Source organism: Acetobacter nitrogenifigens DSM 23921 = NBRC 105050 (assembly GCF_000429165.1).
GTDB classification, from domain to species: domain Bacteria; phylum Pseudomonadota; class Alphaproteobacteria; order Acetobacterales; family Acetobacteraceae; genus Acetobacter; species Acetobacter nitrogenifigens.
Window position 1 is genome coordinate 24,296 of sequence record NZ_AUBI01000006.1, and the last position, 18,292, is coordinate 42,587.

At 61.5% G+C, this 18,292-nt stretch carries 14 protein-coding genes; 8 read left to right on the top strand and 6 right to left on the bottom strand.

What is annotated here, in order from left to right:
* Positions 1-35: 35 nt before the first annotated feature.
* The 3 genes from G442_RS0109945 (at position 36) to G442_RS0109955 (ending at position 4,986) form a co-directional block, all read left to right on the top strand.
* Complete coding sequence (locus G442_RS0109945) at positions 36-938, top strand: glycine--tRNA ligase subunit alpha (protein ID WP_026397885.1); 903 nt, start codon at positions 36-38, stop codon at positions 936-938.
* Positions 939-941: 3 nt separating this feature from the next.
* Positions 942-3,029 carry a glycine--tRNA ligase subunit beta gene (glyS, locus tag G442_RS0109950; RefSeq protein ID WP_026397886.1) on the top strand — a complete coding sequence of 696 codons (2,088 nt, stop codon included), beginning with the start codon at positions 942-944 and terminating at the stop codon, positions 3,027-3,029.
* Positions 3,030-3,507: 478 nt separating this feature from the next.
* Positions 3,508-4,986, top strand: coding sequence for a replicative DNA helicase (locus tag G442_RS0109955; RefSeq protein ID WP_051292177.1), 1,479 nt, complete (start codon positions 3,508-3,510; stop codon positions 4,984-4,986).
* A 594-nt stretch (positions 4,987-5,580) separates the two neighbouring features.
* Here G442_RS0109955 and G442_RS0109960 read toward each other — a convergent pair.
* Together G442_RS0109960 and G442_RS0109965 are read right to left on the bottom strand one after the other, a co-directional pair.
* Positions 5,581-6,702 carry a hypothetical protein gene (locus G442_RS0109960; RefSeq protein ID WP_246789401.1) on the bottom strand — a complete coding sequence of 374 codons (1,122 nt, stop codon included), beginning with the start codon at positions 6,700-6,702 and terminating at the stop codon, positions 5,581-5,583.
* Between the two features lie 204 nt (positions 6,703-6,906).
* On the bottom strand, positions 6,907-7,590 hold the full coding sequence (locus tag G442_RS0109965) for a Fe2+-dependent dioxygenase (protein ID WP_026397889.1): 684 nt from the start codon (positions 7,588-7,590) through the stop codon (positions 6,907-6,909).
* Positions 7,591-7,821: 231 nt separating this feature from the next.
* Here G442_RS0109965 and G442_RS21705 point away from each other — a divergent pair, with 231 nt between their 5' ends.
* A complete protein-coding gene (locus tag G442_RS21705) occupies positions 7,822-9,561 on the top strand; it encodes a Na/Pi cotransporter family protein (protein WP_035376456.1) in 1,740 nt (579 codons plus the stop codon).
* 211 nt (positions 9,562-9,772) lie between these two features.
* Here G442_RS21705 and G442_RS0109975 read toward each other — a convergent pair whose 3' ends face one another.
* From G442_RS0109975 to G442_RS0109990, 3 genes are all read right to left on the bottom strand, one after another.
* Positions 9,773-11,653, bottom strand: coding sequence for an NAD(P)/FAD-dependent oxidoreductase (locus G442_RS0109975; protein ID WP_051292178.1), 1,881 nt, complete (start codon positions 11,651-11,653; stop codon positions 9,773-9,775).
* A 45-nt stretch (positions 11,654-11,698) separates the two neighbouring features.
* Positions 11,699-13,702, bottom strand: a complete 2,004-nt coding sequence (locus G442_RS0109980; protein WP_246789402.1) for an NAD(P)-binding protein — start codon at positions 13,700-13,702, stop codon at positions 11,699-11,701.
* A gap of 313 nt (positions 13,703-14,015) precedes the next feature.
* Positions 14,016-14,222, bottom strand: a complete 207-nt coding sequence (locus G442_RS0109990; protein WP_026397892.1) for a TOBE domain-containing protein — start codon at positions 14,220-14,222, stop codon at positions 14,016-14,018.
* 128 nt (positions 14,223-14,350) lie between these two features.
* Here G442_RS0109990 and modA point away from each other — a divergent pair, with 128 nt between their 5' ends.
* Genes modA through G442_RS21710 form a run of 3 tightly spaced genes read left to right on the top strand, consistent with a single transcriptional unit; the run spans position 14,351 to position 16,514 of the window.
* Positions 14,351-15,151: a molybdate ABC transporter substrate-binding protein gene (modA, locus tag G442_RS0109995; protein ID WP_246789403.1), complete on the top strand. Its 801-nt coding sequence runs from the start codon at positions 14,351-14,353 to the stop codon at positions 15,149-15,151.
* Positions 15,148-15,849 carry a molybdate ABC transporter permease subunit gene (modB, locus tag G442_RS0110000; protein WP_051292179.1) on the top strand — a complete coding sequence of 234 codons (702 nt, stop codon included), beginning with the start codon at positions 15,148-15,150 and terminating at the stop codon, positions 15,847-15,849. The genes modA and modB overlap by 4 nt, the downstream gene beginning before the upstream one ends.
* Entirely contained in the window at positions 15,846-16,514 is a 669-nt protein-coding gene (locus G442_RS21710; protein ID WP_051292180.1) for an ATP-binding cassette domain-containing protein, read from the top strand. The genes modB and G442_RS21710 overlap by 4 nt, the downstream gene beginning before the upstream one ends.
* A gap of 304 nt (positions 16,515-16,818) precedes the next feature.
* On the opposite strand, the gene G442_RS0110010 is transcribed toward G442_RS21710, so the two are convergent.
* The gene (locus G442_RS0110010) at positions 16,819-17,421 is read right to left on the bottom strand and encodes a YqgE/AlgH family protein (protein ID WP_035376457.1); all 603 of its coding nucleotides are present in this window, start codon (positions 17,419-17,421) and stop codon (positions 16,819-16,821) included.
* 104 nt (positions 17,422-17,525) lie between these two features.
* On the opposite strand from G442_RS0110010, the gene G442_RS0110015 reads away from it, so the two are divergent.
* The gene (locus G442_RS0110015; RefSeq protein WP_026397896.1) at positions 17,526-18,281 is read left to right on the top strand and encodes an SDR family NAD(P)-dependent oxidoreductase; all 756 of its coding nucleotides are present in this window, start codon (positions 17,526-17,528) and stop codon (positions 18,279-18,281) included.
* Positions 18,282-18,292 lie beyond the last annotated feature (11 nt).

The window sequence follows — 18,292 nt, forward strand, 5'->3', positions numbered from 1 at the left end:
CCCTCCTTGCACCCATACCGGAGCTTGCCTGCCCAATGGACCCGGCGTCACCCCGCCTCACCGACAGACCGCTGTCTTTTCAGGATCTGATCCTGACCCTTCACCGTTTCTGGTCGGAACGAGGTTGCGCCATTCTCCAGCCGTATGACGTGGAGGTCGGCGCGGGCACGCTATCGCCGCACACCACGCTGCGCGCGCTGGGCGATACGCCCTGGAAGGCCGCCTATGTGCAGCCCTGCCGCCGTCCGTCCGATGGGCGTTATGGCGAGAACCCGAACCGGTTGCAGCATTATTACCAGTATCAGGTGTTGCTGAAGCCGACGCCGGAAGAAAGCCAGCAACTGCTGCTCGACAGCTATCGGGCCATCGGCATCGACCCGGACCTGCACGACATCCGTTTCGTCGAGGACGACTGGGAGAATCCCACGATCGGCGCATGGGGGCTGGGCTGGGAAGTCTGGTGCGACGGCATGGAAGTGACGCAGTTCACCTATTTCCAGCAGGTGGGCGGCATTCCGGTCACCGTGCCTTCGACCGAACTGACCTACGGGCTGGAGCGTCTGGCCATGTATGTGCAGGGCGTGGAGAACGTCTACGACCTGGACTTCAACGGCGCCGGGCTGAAATACGGCGACGTGTTCCTGCGGGCCGAGCGCGAATACTCGCGCCACAACTTTGAATTGGCCGACACCTCCATCCTGCATCAGCACTTCATCGATGCGGAGAAGCAGTCGGTGGCGCTGGCGGAAGCAGGCGTGGCGCAGCCCGCCTATGACCAGTGCCTGAAGGCCAGCCACCTGTTCAATCTGCTCGACGCGCGCGGCGTGATCAGCGTGAGCGAACGCGCGTCCTATATCGGGCGCGTCCGCACTCTTGCGAAACTGTGCTGCGAGACCTGGCTGGCTGGTGAGTCCGCCCATACGAAGGGCGAGGGCTGAGTCATGGCCGAACTTCTGCTGGAACTGTTTTCCGAGGAAATCCCGGCCCGCATGCAGGAAGCGGCGGGCGAGGAGCTGACGCGGCTCGTAACCAAGGCGCTCGCGCCCCTGAACCCACGCGACGCGCGCAGCTTCACCGGCCCGCGTCGCATCGCGCTGGCTTGCACCATCGACGCTGAAGTGCCGTCGCAGACGGTGTCAGAGCGCGGCCCGCGCGAGACCGCGCCGGAGCAGGCGCTGGCGGGCTTCCTGCGCAAGCACGGCGCGACGAAGGACGAACTTGTCGCCGAGGGCGGATTCTGGGTGCTCAATCGCCAGACGCCCGCCATCGCCGCGGCGCCCTATGTAGCGGAGCGCGTGGCGGGGCTGCTGCGGCAGTTCGCGTGGCCGAAATCCATGCGCTGGGGTTCGGGCAGCGGCTTCACCTGGGTCCGTCCCCTGCGCCGCATCCTGTGCCTGCTGGACGGCGCCATCGTGCCGTTCTCTCTGGCGACGGATGAAGGCGGCGTTGAGGATGCCGGGCATGGCCTGCATAGCGGCGATCTGACCGAAGGGCATCGCTTCTGGCCGGTCGGCGTGCGCAATGCAGAGCCGTTCGCGGTGCGTGACGCCGCAAGCTGGGCGCAGGGCCTGCGGGAGCGCCGGGTGCTGGTGGACGCGGCGGAGCGGCGGCAGGCTGTCGTCACTGGTGTGAACGAGCTGGCGCGTGAAGAGGGGCTGACCGTCGCGACCGATCCCGGTCTGGTGGACGAGGTCGCGGGTCTGGTCGAATGGCCGGTTCCGCTTCTGGGGCGCATCGACGAGGAATTCATGGGCCTCCCGCCGGAGGTCATGCAGGTCTCGATGCGTGTGAACCAGCGCTATTTCGCGCTGCGTCACAGCGACGGAAGCGCCGCACCGCGCTTCGCCTTCGTCGCCAATATCGAGCCTATTGACGGCGGCGCGCAGGTCATTGCGGGCAACGAACGCGTGCTGCGCGCCCGTTTTTCCGACGCACGTCATTTCTGGGATCTGGACCGCAAGCGCACGTTGGAATCCCGCGTCGCGGATCTCGACGCCGTGACGTTCCACGCAAGCCTTGGCAGTCAGGGCGCACGCGTCGCTCGTCTGGTGCGGCTGGCGCGGCTGATCGCGCCGATGATCGGGGCGGACGCCGAACAGGCGGCCCGCGCAGCCCTGCTGGCGAAGGCCGATCTGCTGACCGGCATGGTCGGAGAATTCCCGGAGCTTCAGGGCGTGATGGGCGGGTATTACGCTCGCCATGATGGCGAGGCCGCTGCCGTCTGCGCCGCCGTGGCCGAGCACTACCAGCCGCGCGGCCCGTCCGACAGCGTGCCGACGGCGCCGGTGTCCGTCGCGGCGGCGCTCGCCGACCGGTTCGACATGCTTGCGGGTTTCTTCGCCGCCGGCGCGAAGCCGGGCGGGTCAGGCGATCCGTATGGCCTACGCCGCGCCGCGCTGGGCGTGATCAATCTGATCCGCACCAACGGCCTGCGTCTGGATCTTGTCGCGCTGTTCGTGGCCGCCGCTGAAGCGTTGCCGGAGGCGTTGCGTGACGCGCCTGATCTGGACCTCCTGCCGGGCTTCATCTCGGAACGCCTGCGTGTGCAGCTTCGCAGCGAGGGTGCGCGTCACGACATTCTTGCAGCGATTTCGGCGAGCAACACCGACACCGACATCACGCGCCTGCTGGCCCGCACCGATGCTCTGGCGTCGATGCTGGAGACCGAGGACGGTCGCAACCTGCTGGCTGCGACGAAGCGCGCCGCCAACATCCTTCGCATCGAAGACAAGAAGGATGGTCCGCACGAAGGCGCGCCTGATGCGTCTTTGTATAGCCAGCCGGAGGAACGTGCGCTGGCGGAGGCTCTGTCGCGCGTGATCCCGGCGGTCGAGGCGGCCATTGAGGAAGAGCGCTTCAGCGACGCGATGCGCGACGTGGCGGGCCTGCGTCCGGCTCTGGACACGTTCTTCGAGTCCGTGACGGTCAACGCTGATGACGCGGCGGTTCGGGTCAACAGGCTGCGGCTGTTGTCGGAGCTTGCGCGCATGACACGGCTGATCGCCGATTTTGGACAGATCGACGGGTAAGGAGCGTACAGGGGGAGCAGGTTTTCGGGGCTTTGCCCCGCTCCCCACAAAGGGACGTGGTCCCTTTGATCCCTGTTTGTTTAGAGGGGGATTCTCGTCGGGTCGTTGCTGTTCCCGTTTGCAAGCCGGTTGCGGAGCGCTTTTTCGCCGCTGGCGCCGGAAGGCCCAACCCCGGCCGGATGCCCTCGGCTTTATCGCGTTTCGCGGACCAGGGTTTTCGGCGGCTCCGCCGCGCGAGAACGAGCGTCCGATCGACAGGGTTCGCCGTTCGCGTCGTCGTGGGCCTGCGGAGGCGGATATATTTGTCCGTCTCCTGCCGGAGAGTCAGCGATAACGACGTCCCTGAAGCGCCGGGCCTGCGCGGTCCCTCTTGAAACACTCTTAAGCCCTGCGTAACCCACCCTCCGGGTGTTATGCTCAGGAGGTGACCATTCTCGACTCCCCCGATTCCGCCGCCCCGTCGTCTCAGGACGGCGGTATGCTGGGCGTCTCCCTGCGTCAGCCTCCGGCCAACCCGGACGCGGAGCAGGCTCTGCTCGGCGCGCTGCTGACCAACAACCGGGCTTACGACCGTGTTTCGGACTTCCTGACCGGCGCGCATTTCGCCAGCCGTGTGAACGGGGAGATTTACGACGCGATCGCCCGACGCATCGAGAACGGACAACTCGCCGATCCGGTGACGTTGCGCGCAACGCTGGAGCATTCCGGACTGCTCGACAGCGTCGGCGGCATCGCCTACCTCGCCAGGCTGCTGACCTCGATGGTCGGCATCATCAACGCTGGCGACTATGGCCGCGCGATCCATGACGCCTGGATTCGACGGCAACTGATCGACATTGGCGAAGGCATCGTCAATAACGCCTTCGGCGCGACCGAGGGGCTGGACGGCCCCGACCAGATTGCGGCGGGCGAAGAGCAACTTTTTCGCCTCGCGACCGACAAGGGACAGGATGGCGGTTTCACAGCATTCGACCGCGCCCTGACCAACGCGATTCAGGTTGCGGAGAAGGCGTTCAGCAACGCTGGCGACGTTTCAGGCCTGACATCCGGATTGCGCGACTTCGACAAGAAGACAGGCGGCCTGCATCCGTCGGACTTGCTGATCCTTGCGGGACGTCCGGCCATGGGCAAGACGGCGCTCGCGACAAAAGTGGCGTTCTCCGCCGCGCGCGAGTTGTTGCGTCGCGCGCAGGAGCAGGGCGACGGCGTGCAGCCTGACGGCGCAGTTGCGATCTTCTCGCTCGAAATGTCGGCGGAGCAGTTGGCCACGCGTATTCTGTCCGAGCAGGCGGAGGTGTCCGGCGAGCGCATCCGTCGTGGCGATATCGGGCAGAAGGAATTCGACCGTTTCGTGCGTGTCAGCCGCGAACTGGCGCAGCTGCCTCTGATGATCGACGATACGCCGGCGATTTCGCTGTCGGCCATGCGTACGCGCTGTCGGCGGCTGAAGCGCACCAAGGGGCTTAGCCTTGTCGTGGTCGATTATCTGCAACTCATGCGGCCTGCGGTCGGCACCAAGCCGGAAAGCCGCGTGCTTGAAATTTCGATGATCACGCAGGGGCTGAAGGCGATCGCCAAGGAACTGGAAGTGCCGGTCATCGCGCTGTCGCAGCTTTCCCGTCAGGTGGAGAGCCGTGAGGACAAGCGCCCGATGCTGTCGGATCTGCGTGAGTCCGGCTCGATCGAGCAGGACGCCGACGCGGTGATGTTCGTCTATCGCGATGAATACTACCTGCAGCAGCGTGAACCGAAAGAAACGGCGTTCGATTCCGCCGACAAATACCAGGCGGCGCTGGACGACTGGCGGCGGAAGATGGAGCTTGTGCATAACAAGGCCGAGTTAATTCTTGAGAAGCAGCGCCACGGTCCGACTGGCGTTGTGCATCTGTATTTCGAAGGCGAATTCACCCGTTTCGCGGATCTTGATACTATGCACGACGATTATCCGATGCATTGAGGCGTGTTCGGGCGGCGTTGTCGCCCGAACACGGTTTGCTCGTGGACGTTCACTCAAGCATCGGATGGGGCTGAGAGAGACAGTTTGTGGTCTGCTGTTTCTCTCACAGACGCTGTTGTGGCGTTTCTATGATTTGTTGGGATTTTTCAGAAAATTTCGAGAATTTTCTTATTTTAATTTATTAATATTCATAATATTTTATTTATTGTGCGTTAAGTTTTCGTATTTATCATCGTGAATTTCGGCTGTAAGAAATGATAAACGATACCGTTTTATCAGACATATTTCAAAATTTTGTGAAAATTTAGAGTGACCGCAGTTGGGCCAGAAAGGTGTCATGCTTTGAGTGTGGCTGAATTCGCATTTGGATAAAGCTCTTTTGTACAGAAGAGTCTATTGATATATGCAATCAGCGTAGAGTATTAAAAATTTATAGGGAAAAAGATATTGCATAGAATGTGAAACCCGTCTGTAAAGCGCTTCCACCGCCCGTCGCAAGCGTTTTTCACAGAACAGAAGTTTGCATATAGTCGAGCCCGGATCTCTTGCATGACCCATGCTATGCAAACCGCAAAGCTATAGAACAAGTCGGAATCAACCGTTCGCCGGAATAGTTACGATTGTGTTCGGTTCCTTGCTTGTTTTGGAGAGCTCGAGGAGTATCTGCAGCATCGTGAAAGCCAGTTTGCTGTCATAATCGTTGTCGGCGATCCAGTAGTATTTGTGATTGTATGTGGTCCATACAAAGACCGAATCAGGTTTTTCATTCGCGACGTGAATCACGACAATGGGACGTTTCTCATGCCCCGTCAGCCTGATTGTCGGCCGGGTGCGCCCGGAGACGATGTCATCCTGCGGAACCTCGATCTGATAGGCGATTTGTCCCAGAACGCCGAGAATTGTCCGGGTCAGAAGGCGAATTTGTCCCGGACGCGGGCGCCCGCCGCCATAAGTGACTTCGACCCGTTCATCGTTCTGGGCCATTCCCAGCAGGCGCCTTACTTCGCGGACGACTCCGGATAAGACCGGATCATCGGACGACATGATGGAGAGATAGACGCGGTCTGGCTGAGCTTCCATTCCCTGTGTCTGTGGCGTCCTCTCAAGCTGGATGCCAAGCAGGCCGGCAAGCTGCAATGCTCTCAGGTCGGATAGAAGGTCAAAAAATACCGGAGTTCCCCGAGCGTTCTCTCCCCCCATAGGGCCAACGTTGTTGATCAGATTGACCGATTGAACGGACAGTCGGAACAGAACATCGATGGGCAGTCCGCCCATGACGAGCGGGAGCAGGTTGGCGGGTGGAAGCGGGCGGAGAAAGCTTTCCGCGTAGGCGTCGCCCGTGACGGGCTGGAAGGTGAACGTCGGACTCTCCTGCAATTGCGCCGCGATGCCGCCGTAAGGCCGCGTTGCGACCGAATAGGTCCCGATGCCGACAGATACGTTGCGCTGTAACTGATATCCGGAAATGAGCTGCGTCGTATCAAGGAATCCCGGAGTGTCCGCGTAGCGTAGTCTTACGACATTCAACAGTGTCTGCTGCTTGCTCGCGCTCGTCAGGGCTCGGGAGTAATCGCTCTGATCACGGTCGAGCCGTGTCGGGCCGATCTCATAGCACCCACTGAGAAAAAACGCTGTGAGCAATGGCAGAGCAGTGTGGATTCGCAACGTTGGGGCCGCCAGTTGTTGTTCGGTCTTTTTGATCGACGGCGTGGACATTGACGCCGGGATCGTGTCCCCAAACTACAGCGACATGATATTTGCACAACGCCCCGACTGCTTCTTTCTGAGGCTCGTCCAGGTGCTGGATGATCTGGATTTTTGTCACCGGCGCAACCTGGAAATGACCGAAAGGCGTCGCCTCGGACTATGCTTTGAACGCACTTTTCCAGACGTTGAGAGGCTATGACCGCTCTGGCCCCATTAAAGCTCTGCCCATTGCCGTAGAAGGTTATGGTAGGTCCCGGTCACCCCGAGCACGCCTTCATGGGAATCCGGTAGTGATTTGCGGATCTCGATGATCGCCTGATCGAATTCGTACATAAGCGTGCGTTTGCCGTCGTCCTTCACCATGGACTGGGTCCAGAAGAAAGACGCCCAGCGACTGCCGCGCGTGATGAGTTTGACGCTGTGGAGGCTCGTGGACGGGTAGAGGACAAGATCGCCCGCCGGAAGCTTCACGCTATGCTCGCCGTAAGTGTCCCGTATCACCAGTTCGCCGCCGTCATAGTCTTCCGGCGGCGTAAGAAACAGCGTGGAGGACACGTCGGTCCTGATCCGATAGCCTGTTTCGGGTTCGGGGCGGATTGCGTTATCGACATGCGCGTCGAAATACATGCCAGTGTCGTAGCGGTTGAACAGCGGTGGAAAGACGCGCAGCGGCAGGGCGGCGCTGGTGAAGGTCGGGTTTCGGCCGAGCGCCCGTAGCACCAATTCCCCAAGTTCTCTGCATTGAGGTGATTTTTGAGGAATTTGCAGGTTATGCTTGGCTTTCGCTGATTGCTGGCCAGCCGTCGCCTTGCCGTCGCCCCATTCGGCGCTCTCCAGCACGCCCCGGCAATAGGCGACTTCCTCTGCGGTCAAAACGTTCTTCACATGAACCAGCATCTTCGCCTCCTGCAGCGCCTTATCGCAAGATCGCGTAACCGGGCGCGACAATACGCGAACGCGTCTGAATTGCGTTTCTATCGCCTTTGAGCGGAGACATCAAATTCCGGGCGGTAAAGGTGGGGACGCTTTCATATGGACCCATATGGCGTGGACAGGTTTATGATTCATGGGCTGGCGAGCGGCACGCTGGCGCCGGTCCGTATACGACGAAGAGAGGAATAGCGCTGGATGGAGCTTTTGACCGCCATCGATCTGGCCGGCAGCGTCGCCCTGCTTCTGTGGGGCGTTCACATGGTGCAGACCGGCGTCAGGCGCACCTTCGGGCCGCGCCTGAATGTGTTTCTCGAGAGGATGCTTCGCGGGCGGTTGCAGGCCTTCGCGACTGGTCTTGGCGTGACGGCTGTCCTTCAATCTTCGACCGCGACCGGGTTGATGATCACCAACATGGCGGCGCGGGCGCACATAGCGCTGTCGGCGTCCCTCGCCGTTATGCTCGGGGCCAATGTCGGGACCACGCTGATCGTGCAGGTGCTCGCGTTCGACGTCACCGCCGTGGCGCCGGCTCTAATTTTGGCGGGCGTCGTGTTGTTTCGCAAAAGTCGGGGGGCGGTGAGGGATTCGGGCCGCGTGTTTATCGGGCTGGGCTTGCTTCTGCTCGCGTTACGCCAGTTCATCGACGTGCTGGAGCCCTATGCGCACCGCCCGGAATTGCAGAACGTGCTCGGCGTCGTTGGCGCGCATCCTCTCGCAGCCGTGTTGCTGGCCGCTGGCGTCACCTGGATGAGTCATTCTTCCGTCGCGACAGTGATGCTGGTGGCGAGCTTTGCGTCGCGGGGCGCGATCATGCCAGCGACCGCGTTCGCGCTGGTGCTGGGCGCCAATATAGGCACGTCCATCAATCCGGTGCTGGAAAGCGACGCGACCGATGCCGCCACGCGGCGTCTGCCACTCGGCAATCTCCTGTTGCGCGCGGCGGCTGCAGCGCTGGTTCTGCCGTTTCTCCGACCCCTGGCGGATTGGGTGTCGGGCTGGGAGGGGACTCCACAGCGAAGCGTCGCGGATTTTCACACCATGTTCAATCTGGCCCTGGCGGTCGTCGCGTTGCCCTTTATCGACCGCTACGCGCGTCTGCTGGAGAAGATGTTTCCCGATCCACCGCAGCAGGCGACGCTCACGCCCGGCACGCCGCTTTATCTCGATCGATCGATGCTCGACAATGCGCCGCAGATCGCCGTCGCCAACGCCACGCGCGAAGCCCTGCGCCTTTGCGATCTTCTCGTCGACATCATGGGCGCCCTGCGGGAGTCCCTCATGACGGCAGACGCGCAACCCGCGTTGAGCATCCGGCGTGACGCGGCTTCAATGGGGCAGCTTGGGACCGCGATCCGCAGCTACCTTGTGGCGCTTGACCCGGAGGCCGCGACTCAGGACGAATTGACGCGCGCGGAGGATATCCGCGCGTTCTGCACGCAATTGATCCATGCAAGTGATATCGCCGAGCGCAACTTGTTGACTGAAGCGCAGAAACTGGCTCGTCAGCGCATACGTCTGGCGCAGGATCTTCTGACGCCTGTGACGAAGATGATCGACCGAATTCACGTCAATATTGATTCATGTGCAACCATCCTGCTGGGCGGAGACGATGCGATAGCGCGCCGTCTGGCGGCGCAGAAAGACGTATTCCGCGAAATTGAGATGGACGCCACGAACGCCTATTTCGAGCGCCTGCGCCAGACCCAGCAGGCTGCGGGCGCCCGGTCTGACGCGGCGCCTTCGGCTCACGACCCCGGAGAAGCGCAGCTGGATCTGCTGCGGGATTTGAAGCGAGTGAACTCCCATATCGTTGCTGCGGCCGCCTACCCGCGTCTCGCCGAGCAGGGCGCGCTGTTGCCCAGCCGCGTGCAGCCCCCTCTGGCTGATGAAGGAAAGGTGGAAGTGAAGACTATTCTGGAGGGGAAGGAGTCTTGAACGCCGGGCGATGAAGTTTTTTGCGTTTCCCAAAACTCTGGTGCTGTATGCGTCAGAATTTTGTGGACGACGACAGCCTGCTGCCTTCAAGCAGGTCTTATTCGATCACGAGTTCAAAGTTTGACTTTTCTAAAAATAGATTCGTATGACAAGCGACAGTCGCACTCGTGATCAGACGCGCCAGAGAACGATCTATTCTGTGTTGCGAGCGTCAATCATAACCCCGGCTTGCGAGACTCTCCTGCACAGCCCGCTCCGCCTCGTCTATGGCGATGTTGGTGAACGCTGCCGCGCCGGAATCTGCGTTGGCGATGGCGATCCGCCCAAAAGGCTTTCTGCCTATGACATGCGGTTGCTCGGCGTCGGGAAAAGTGGGGTCGCCAAGGGTGTCGTAGGTATAGGCGTAACCGTGGGGCCATCGGTTGACGGTGATTGCGAGAATATCCTGCTTTTCGTCGAAGCCATATGAGCCGAACGTTCTTTGGAGTTGCGCGCGCGTTTCGGATTCGATGGTTTCGAAGGACGTCGCCAACATTTCCTGACGTCCCATCCGGTTTTGATCTTTTCTCGGGTGGCCGGGAAAATTTGGATTGCGTAACATATGAAGAGTCGCGGGTTCATCCACTGCGCCGACACTTTCGTAAGCGCCGAGCCGCAATGGCGTATCGAGTAAAAGATGCTGGTAATAGCCATGAGGCGCCATGACGATGTTGACCCCGGCGGATTTCCAGGCGCGCCAGTTCCGCAAAAGGACGCTGGTGTACATCATGGGCACTTTTGACGGGTATTTCAGCGCCTGCTTCTGCGATTCGGGCAATTGCGGTGCTATGTAAGGAATGATGTTGTTAAAGCAGGCGAGAATCACGTTCTCGGCCGTCGCCTCGTAGCGTTGATCGTCCGACCCGTCCGGCTTCTGATAAACCACGCGCACTGGGTGAATGGATCCAGAGGCGTTTTCGACAACGGAGGCGTCGCCGACATGCTCTACGCGAACGACCATCTGTTTCAGCCGAATGCGTACAGGTTGATCAGGACGATCCAGATGGCTGTAATCGGCAGTGGCCGTCACGATGCTGTCCATGGTCTGCGGTGCGCCGAAAACTTTCGGGACCAGCCGCGCGACGAGGAGCCGGGCTATCGACGCGTTTCCGTCAGGAAAATGGAAAAAATCCGCCTCTACAAGCGGATCCTGCTCGACTTCCATTCCGGCGAAGCCCGGCGCGCCGCCGCGCATGGCCATGAACGCAGGGCATGTGTCGATGCGCATGTTGTTGCGATATCCCGCGCCGTCAAAGAAAGAAACTGCCTGATCTGGCAATTTTGCGTACTGGCGTAGAAACGTTTCATAACTCATTGCCTCAAGACGCTTGCGGCGTTCGTGTGGCGTCATGCCCGGCATAAAGTTCGTGTTGGCGTCATACAAGCGCAAAAGCGCCGTTTTCGACGCGAAATCCAGAGGCGCCGCGTCCCAAAATGCGGCGGTCGGCGCTTCTTCATGGTTGAAACCGGGGACGAGACTATCCGCAGTGAAGTGCTCGCGGTCGAAAAATACGCCCGATCCCATGCCCGCAAAGGTTTTCGGCTGCACGACGTCTTTCCACCGGGACGGCGTCACGCCAAGTTCGGTGAGGAGCGATTTGGCGGTGAAACTGTAGGGGAATGGCGTTTCGATGCTCATTGTCCCGCCATAGGACAAATACATGCGGTCTTTGTGGCGGAATTCGTTGCGCTTGGCGTGACCGCCAAAATCGTCATGGTTGTCCAGAACCAGAATGCGCGCCTTTGGACCGAGCGCCTTCTGATAAAACAGGGCGGAACTCAGCCCTGAAATACCGCCGCCGACAACAATAAGGTCGTAGTGTTCGCCAGTACTTTTCGCGGATACAGGACCATTGAAATGACCGTCTCTCGCGGCGTGGGCGATCTCAAACGAGCCGGGGTATTGCCCCCTTAGCCCAGTTCGCAACGGCGGATATGTCGATGCGTCTCGCAGCGCTGCGGCGGTGGCGGGTTTACCCGAAAGAAGAGCGGCGAGCGTTGCGCCCGAGACGCCGTGCACGAAGTCTCTTCGGGTGATATCAGAGTTTGACATATCGTACTTTCGGTCAGTACGCGAAACCGAGGTTCGCGATATTCTTCAGAATGTGGACGGGCCCGGCGTTGCAGAAACAAAGGGAAACGCCTCACGCTCAAGCAGTTCGACCACAGCGCGATGCGCGGCTTCGAAAGCTGCGTCGGTATGGGGGCTGGCCGCGGAATCGGAGTTTGCGATGGCGACGCGACCAAACGGTTGACGCGCTGCGACACAGGGACGCTCGTCTGTTTCGGTAAAGACCCAGTCCAGAGGTTCGTAAAGGCTGTTATAGGTGTAGGCGTAGCCGTGGGGCCAGCGATTGACAGTGATGGCGGCGATGTCGCGGTCCGCGTCGAAACCGCCAGATCCAAGGAGTCTATGCAATTGAGAGCGGATTTCGCGTTCGAATGTCTCAAATGGCGTGGCGAGCAGCGCCGCCCGACCGGCGCGGTGCTGATCGCGCTTGGTCGGGAGTCCGGGTGCGTCGAACGTCTTGATCATACGCACGACGATCGGCCGATCCGGGTTGGTCGGCGCTTTCAGAGCGCCCAGAGAGGCAGGTTCGGCGATCTGCATCTGCTCGAAATACATGTTCGGACTGTCAATGTCCGACACGCCGAGTTTGTGAAATGCACGCCAGTTGCGCAGGGCGACGTTGGCGTAGACGATCGGCCCCTTTACCCCGTAGGCGAGCGCCTTTTTCTGTGCGTCCGGCAGGGTGGGAATCAGATACGGGATGAACATGTTCCAGCACGCCATCACGACCTGCCGTCCGCGCACTTTTCGTATAGCCGTCGGGTGAGGTTCTGAGGCGGGACAACACAGGACCGATACAGCCTCTGCGCTCTCCGCCGGACCGTCATGGGCGACGTTCAGCGCCAGCGTGGACAACCGGATGCGCACCTTGTTCGGTGCCCGGTCCAGCGTTGTGTAGTCGAAGTCGGCTGTGCCCATTGCGTTCTGACCACGCGCGGTTGTGGCGTCGGGGATCAGGGACGCTACGAGCAGGCGAGCGAGCGTCGCGTTGCCGTCGGGAAAATGGACGGAGCGATCGGTTTCGGTCTGGCGTCCATGCTCGCCGCCGGGCAGATCAGAGAGAAGGCCCTCGGGCATGGCGCCCAGGCCAAGACCGGAAAAGCCGGGATATCCCATCGCCCAGGCGAACAAGGCCGGCATTGCGTCTGCGCCGACGCAGAAGACCCCCGCTCCAGCCTTGCGAAACATGCGCGCCACAGCAGGATCGACCTTTGCGTAGTCCAGAAGATATCTGTCGTAGGCCAGCGTCGCGAGCCGTTTCTTTTTTTCTGCGACGGCGACGCCGGGCATGTAGTCCGGCTGCGTCTTCGCCAACAGGCGCTCAAGGTCCTTCCGGGCGCGGGGGCTGAGCGGCGCCTGAGCGATCGCGTCGGCGTCGAGGCTCGGCCAGGGCGCGCCGCGACGTGGACCTCTGCGAGCCATACGATCCGCAGACCAACCTTCGCGATCGAAGAAAAATGCGGACTTCATACCAAGAGTCTCATAAAGAGAGTCCTGAGGGGCATTTTCGCGCTCGTAAGCGGAGAGGTCGACGCCTATGTCGTTCAGAATCGAACGCGCCCATTCGTTGTAACGCTCGGGGGACTCGATCTCCAGCGTTCCCCCATTGAGAACAATCTTGTGTCCGTCAACGTCAAATTCGTTACGCTTTGCGTGGCCGCCGAAATCGTCGTGATTCTCCACGATCAGAACGGTTTTGTCAGTTCCCGCGTAACGCCGAAAGAAATGCGCCGCAGCAAGACCGCTCAACCCGCCCCCGACGATTACGAGATCGTAAAATTCTCCTGTGTCACGAACGTTTTCTGACTTTAGTGCGCCGTCGCGTAACGCATGCGCGGCTTCGAACGCGCCGGGGTGACTGCCGCGTAAACCCGTTTTTTGCGGCGGAGGGATAAAGGTTTCGCCCTCCGCAGCGCGGTCCGATATGGACGGCGCGATGACGGTGGCTGCGACGCCGTTGATAAAGTCGCGGCGACTGATGCTGGGCCATTTTCTGGCGGTCGGCATGTCGTCCGACGCAGGCAAGGTCATTCGATTCTCCACCCTGCCTGACGATTTTTCCGTTGCGCAGGGAGTTTCGATTCAGAAAACCTGCTGGATACATGGGCTCCACAAGATTTTCATTGGCGGCGGCAAGTCAGGGGCGATGACCAAGAGGGTTCCGATCACGCTTTAGTAATCATGTTAAAATCGTAACAAAATGCGTGCAAGCGAATTTTCCGCACGCAATTTCCTGTCCTGTCGCCCCCTTGGCCGCCGTGCGATTATCGTCCGTATCACAATGCCCCGACGAGGGGGGCTCGTCCGGCGAACCGGACTTTCATCCCGACGGTGGAGGTCGTGACTATTCGACGGCCACCATGACGTCCGATGCTTTGATGACTGCGAACGCAGCCGCCCCTTCCGTCAGTCCGAGCTCCTCGACGGCTTCGTTGGTGATCGACGCCATGACGGAAGCGCCGCCGATGTCGATCGTGACATGCGACGTCGTGGCGCCTTTGACGATTTTGGAGATGGCCCCTTTGATCTGGTTCCGTGCGCTCAGTTTCATCGGTTAATCCTTTCAACACTCAGGAATGACGCCGACGCTGCAGGCGCCGCTCGGCGGAAGGAGCGTATACCATCGCTGCGGAAGGATATATTGCGATGCGTTGTCGTAAAGCGTGGAAAGAACAGGCAATGGCCGTGCATATACGAACGTCACGCGTCAGAACCGGGGCCGACGCCCTGATCGGGCGAATGGCGACGGTTGTCCTGTGCGCGCTGATCTCGTTGACGGCAGCGACGGGCATTGCGCGGGCTGAGCAGGCGCGCGTCGCCATAGCGGCGAATTTTATCGGGCCGGCGAAAGCTTTGATCGACGCGTTTGCGCGAAAGACCGGCGACGTCGTCACGCCCAGTTTCGGCGCAAGCGGCCAGTTCCTGATACAGATTGAACAGGGCGCGCCGTTTGATGCGTTTCTCTCGGCTGATGACGCGCGGCCCGCGACCCTTATGCGAGAAGGATTCGCCGCGCCGGGAAGCGCGTTCACCTACGCCATCGGGCGGCTCGCGTTATGGAGCGGCAGCGCGGCGTTTCCCGCGAAAGAGGAGACGTTGCGCAAGGGCGGCTTTACGCGGCTGGCCGTCGGCAACCCGCGAACTGCGCCTTATGGCGCTGCGGCGCTCGCGACATTGCGCTCGCTCGGGCTATACGACGCGTTGCAGCCGCGGCTCGTCACTGGCGTCGATATCGCGCAGGCGTTCCAGTTCGTGCAGACCGGGAACGCGGAACTGGGATTCGTGGCGCTTTCGCAGCTTCATGACCGCCCGCCCGGAACGGTCTGGATCGTCCCTGCCTCGCTTTATCCGCCGATCCGACAGGACGGGGTTCTGCTGAAGCGGGGCGAAGGCAATCGCGCCGCGCGCGGCTTCATGAACTTCCTGCAGACTCCCGAGGCGAAAGCGATCATCGCCGCCTATGGTTACGCGCCTGTATGACGTCGCAGCCTCTGCTATCCGACCCGCATGGCGCGGTTCAGGCCCTGCGTCTGACATGCGCGTTGGCGGCGACCACCACGGACGTCGCGATGCTGCTTGGAGCGCCGCTCGCATGGTGGCTGGCGCGCGGGACGGACTGGCGGCGGGACGTGGTCGGCAGCATCCTGACCCTGCCGCTCGTGCTGCCGCCCACGGTGCTGGGGTTCTATCTGTTGCTGGCGCTGGGCCCGTCCGGCGTCGGCGGCGCCCTGTCGCGATTTACCGGACGGCCGACCCTCGCCTTCACATTTACGGGGCTGGTCATCGGTTCTGTCATCGCGGCGTTGCCCTATGTCGTGCAGTCTGCGCGCGCGGCGTTCGAGACTGTCGGACGGGCCCCTGTCGAGATCGCCTACACGCTGCGCGCCTCGCCGCTGCGTGCGTTCTGGACGGTGGCCGTGCCGCTCGCCGCGCCGGGCCTGCTGGCCGCCGCCGTGCTGGCGTTCGCGCACACGATGGGCGAGTTCGGGCTGGTTCTGATGATCGGCGGAGACATTCCGGGACGGACGCGGGTGCTGGCGATGGCGCTCTACGACGATGTCGAGGCAGGAGAGTGGCGGGAGGCGCATCTGATCGCGGGCGGCATGGTGGGGTTCGCGTTCGTCGTCATCCTTATCATGACGCTGGCGCAAAAGCGGTTGGCGCGACGCAAGCCATGACGCACGGGGATATCCCCTCGCCCGCAGCGCCGACCTTTCGTCGGGTGGAGGACTGTCTGGACGTGCGGTTCGACAGCGCAGTCAGCAGGCTGTGTCTCGATGTCGCCTTTTGCGCCGGCTCCGGCGTGACCGTTCTTCGCGGCCCATCCGGTTGCGGCAAGACCACCGTGCTGCGAGGCATCGCCGGGCTGCTGCGACTCCCGCGGGGGCGTTGCGTCTTCCGCGGCGAAGTCTGGCAGGATGACGTCGTTTTCGCGCCCCCCTGGCGACGTCCGGTGGGATATGCGCCGCAGGAATCGGTTTTGTTTCCGCATCTTAGCGTGCGCCGCAACCTTCTCTACGCCTCACGTGGGCGGCTGCCGCGTGAGGGGTTCCTGTTCGAGCCGGTCGTTGAGCTGCTGCGGCTGGAGCCGTTGCTGGAGCGGGGAACGCAGGCCCTGTCAGGCGGCGAACGCCAACGCGTCGCAATAGGCCGCGCGTTGCTGGCGCAGCCCCGGCTCCTTCTGCTCGATGAACCGCTGTCCGCGCTCGACGGGGCGAGCAAGAAAGAGTTCGCGGGACGACTCTTCCGGTTGATCGAGGAGGCGGATCTGCCGACGCTTTACGTGACGCATGACGATGCGGAGCTTCGCATGGTGGCGACCCGTGTCGTGGAAATGGGATGAGGTTTGAGAGGCTGGGTAGTGAACTCTGTCGGAAGTCGACGCCTTCCGGGAAGACGGCCCCTCACGGAGCGTTGCGACAGGATAACTGGCCCCTTCCCTCCAAATATCCGGGACCAAAAGAGCAACGTCCCTATGGGGAGACCGAGGGGTGGTCCCGGAAACATGCCGTGGTTAGCGTTCGCGCGCCGTCGTTGAAAACGCGCACGAACCCCACGACCGGACCAGCCGCCGACGAGGCCGCTTCGGCCGTAACGCACAAGCCTAATAAAAGGGCCTTCGTTCGTTCAGACGTCGGGAGAACGCCTCAGGCGTTGCCGACAAACGGCGCCAGACGCAGGGGATCGATGTTGATTCCCGCCAGAGCCTTGCGCCACTTGCCCGTGTGATCCACGCCGAAAAGAATGTCGCGCGTCGCCGGGGCCACCAGCCATGCGGAGTGGCGGGCGATTTCTTCCTCGATCTGTCCAGCCGCCCAGCTAGCGTGTCCAAGGGCGAGCAGTGCGTCGCGTGGGCCTGACCCGGCAGCGATGTCCTTGAGGATGTCGAGGCTGGCGGTCAGGGACACGCCTTCGTCGACCGTCATGCTGCCGTCCCCGCTCCAGTCGGACGAGTGCAAAACGAAGCCGCGCATGGATTCCACCGGCCCGCCAGCGCACAGCGACACGCGGCGGCGCGGAGGGGCCGGAGCTATGTCCAGTTGAAGAAGCAGATCGTCGAACACCGGTTGAGACAGGCGCTTATTGACCACGATCCCCATTGCGCCGTCTTCGACGGAATGGGCGCATATGTAGATGACGCTGCGGGCGAAATCTGAATCCGACAATGCAGGCGTCGCGACCAGAAGCCGCCCCGTCAGGGGAGCGTCGCGGAAATTCGTGTAGATCGTTTCGGTCTGATCGGAAGGCATCCAAAGGATATGGGGCTCACCGGACCATTTGACAACACGCCGCCCAACCCCGGCTAATGCAGCGCGTAAGGAATGAAACGCACAGCAGTCTGGGGAGAAGTGCGATGAGCGATACGGTTCTGGTGACAGGCGCCACCGCCGGGTTTGGCAAGGCGATCGTCGAACGCTTGGTCCGTGACGGCTACAGGGTGATCGGGACGGGGCGCCGCAAGGAGCGTTTGACCGCTTTGCAGGATGCGCTGGGGGATGTCTTCCTCCCGCTTCAACTCGACATGACGGACACGAAGGCGCTCCGCGCGTTGCCGGACACTCTTCCGGAGGCATGGCGGCGGGTGGATGTGCTGGTGAACAACGCCGGACTGGCGCTCGGCCTGCACTCCGCGCAGGAGACGAATATATCCGACTGGGAGACCATGATCGCCACCAATGTCAGTGGGCTGGTGGAAATCACGCGTGCCCTCTTGCCGGGAATGACAGAGCGTAACCACGGGCATGTCGTCTCGATCGGCAGCACGGCCGGGACGTATCCCTATCCGGGCGCCAACGTCTATGGCGCATCCAAGGCGTTCGTGTCGCAGTTCATGCGCAATCTCCGTAGCGATCTGCTGGGCACCCGCGTGCGGGCGACGAATATCGAACCGGGCCTGTGCGGGGGAAGCGAATTCAGCAATGTCCGCCTTGGCGACGACGCGAAAGCGGCGGAGGTCTATCGCGATACGAAGCCTCTTCTGCCTGAGGATATCGCAGAGACGGTTTCGTGGACGCTGCGACTGCCCGCGCACGTCAACATCAACCGCATCGAGATGATGCCGGTGTGCCAGGCGTCGGCGGGTCTCGCCGTGAAGCGTGGGGTCGGCTGACGCTACCGTCT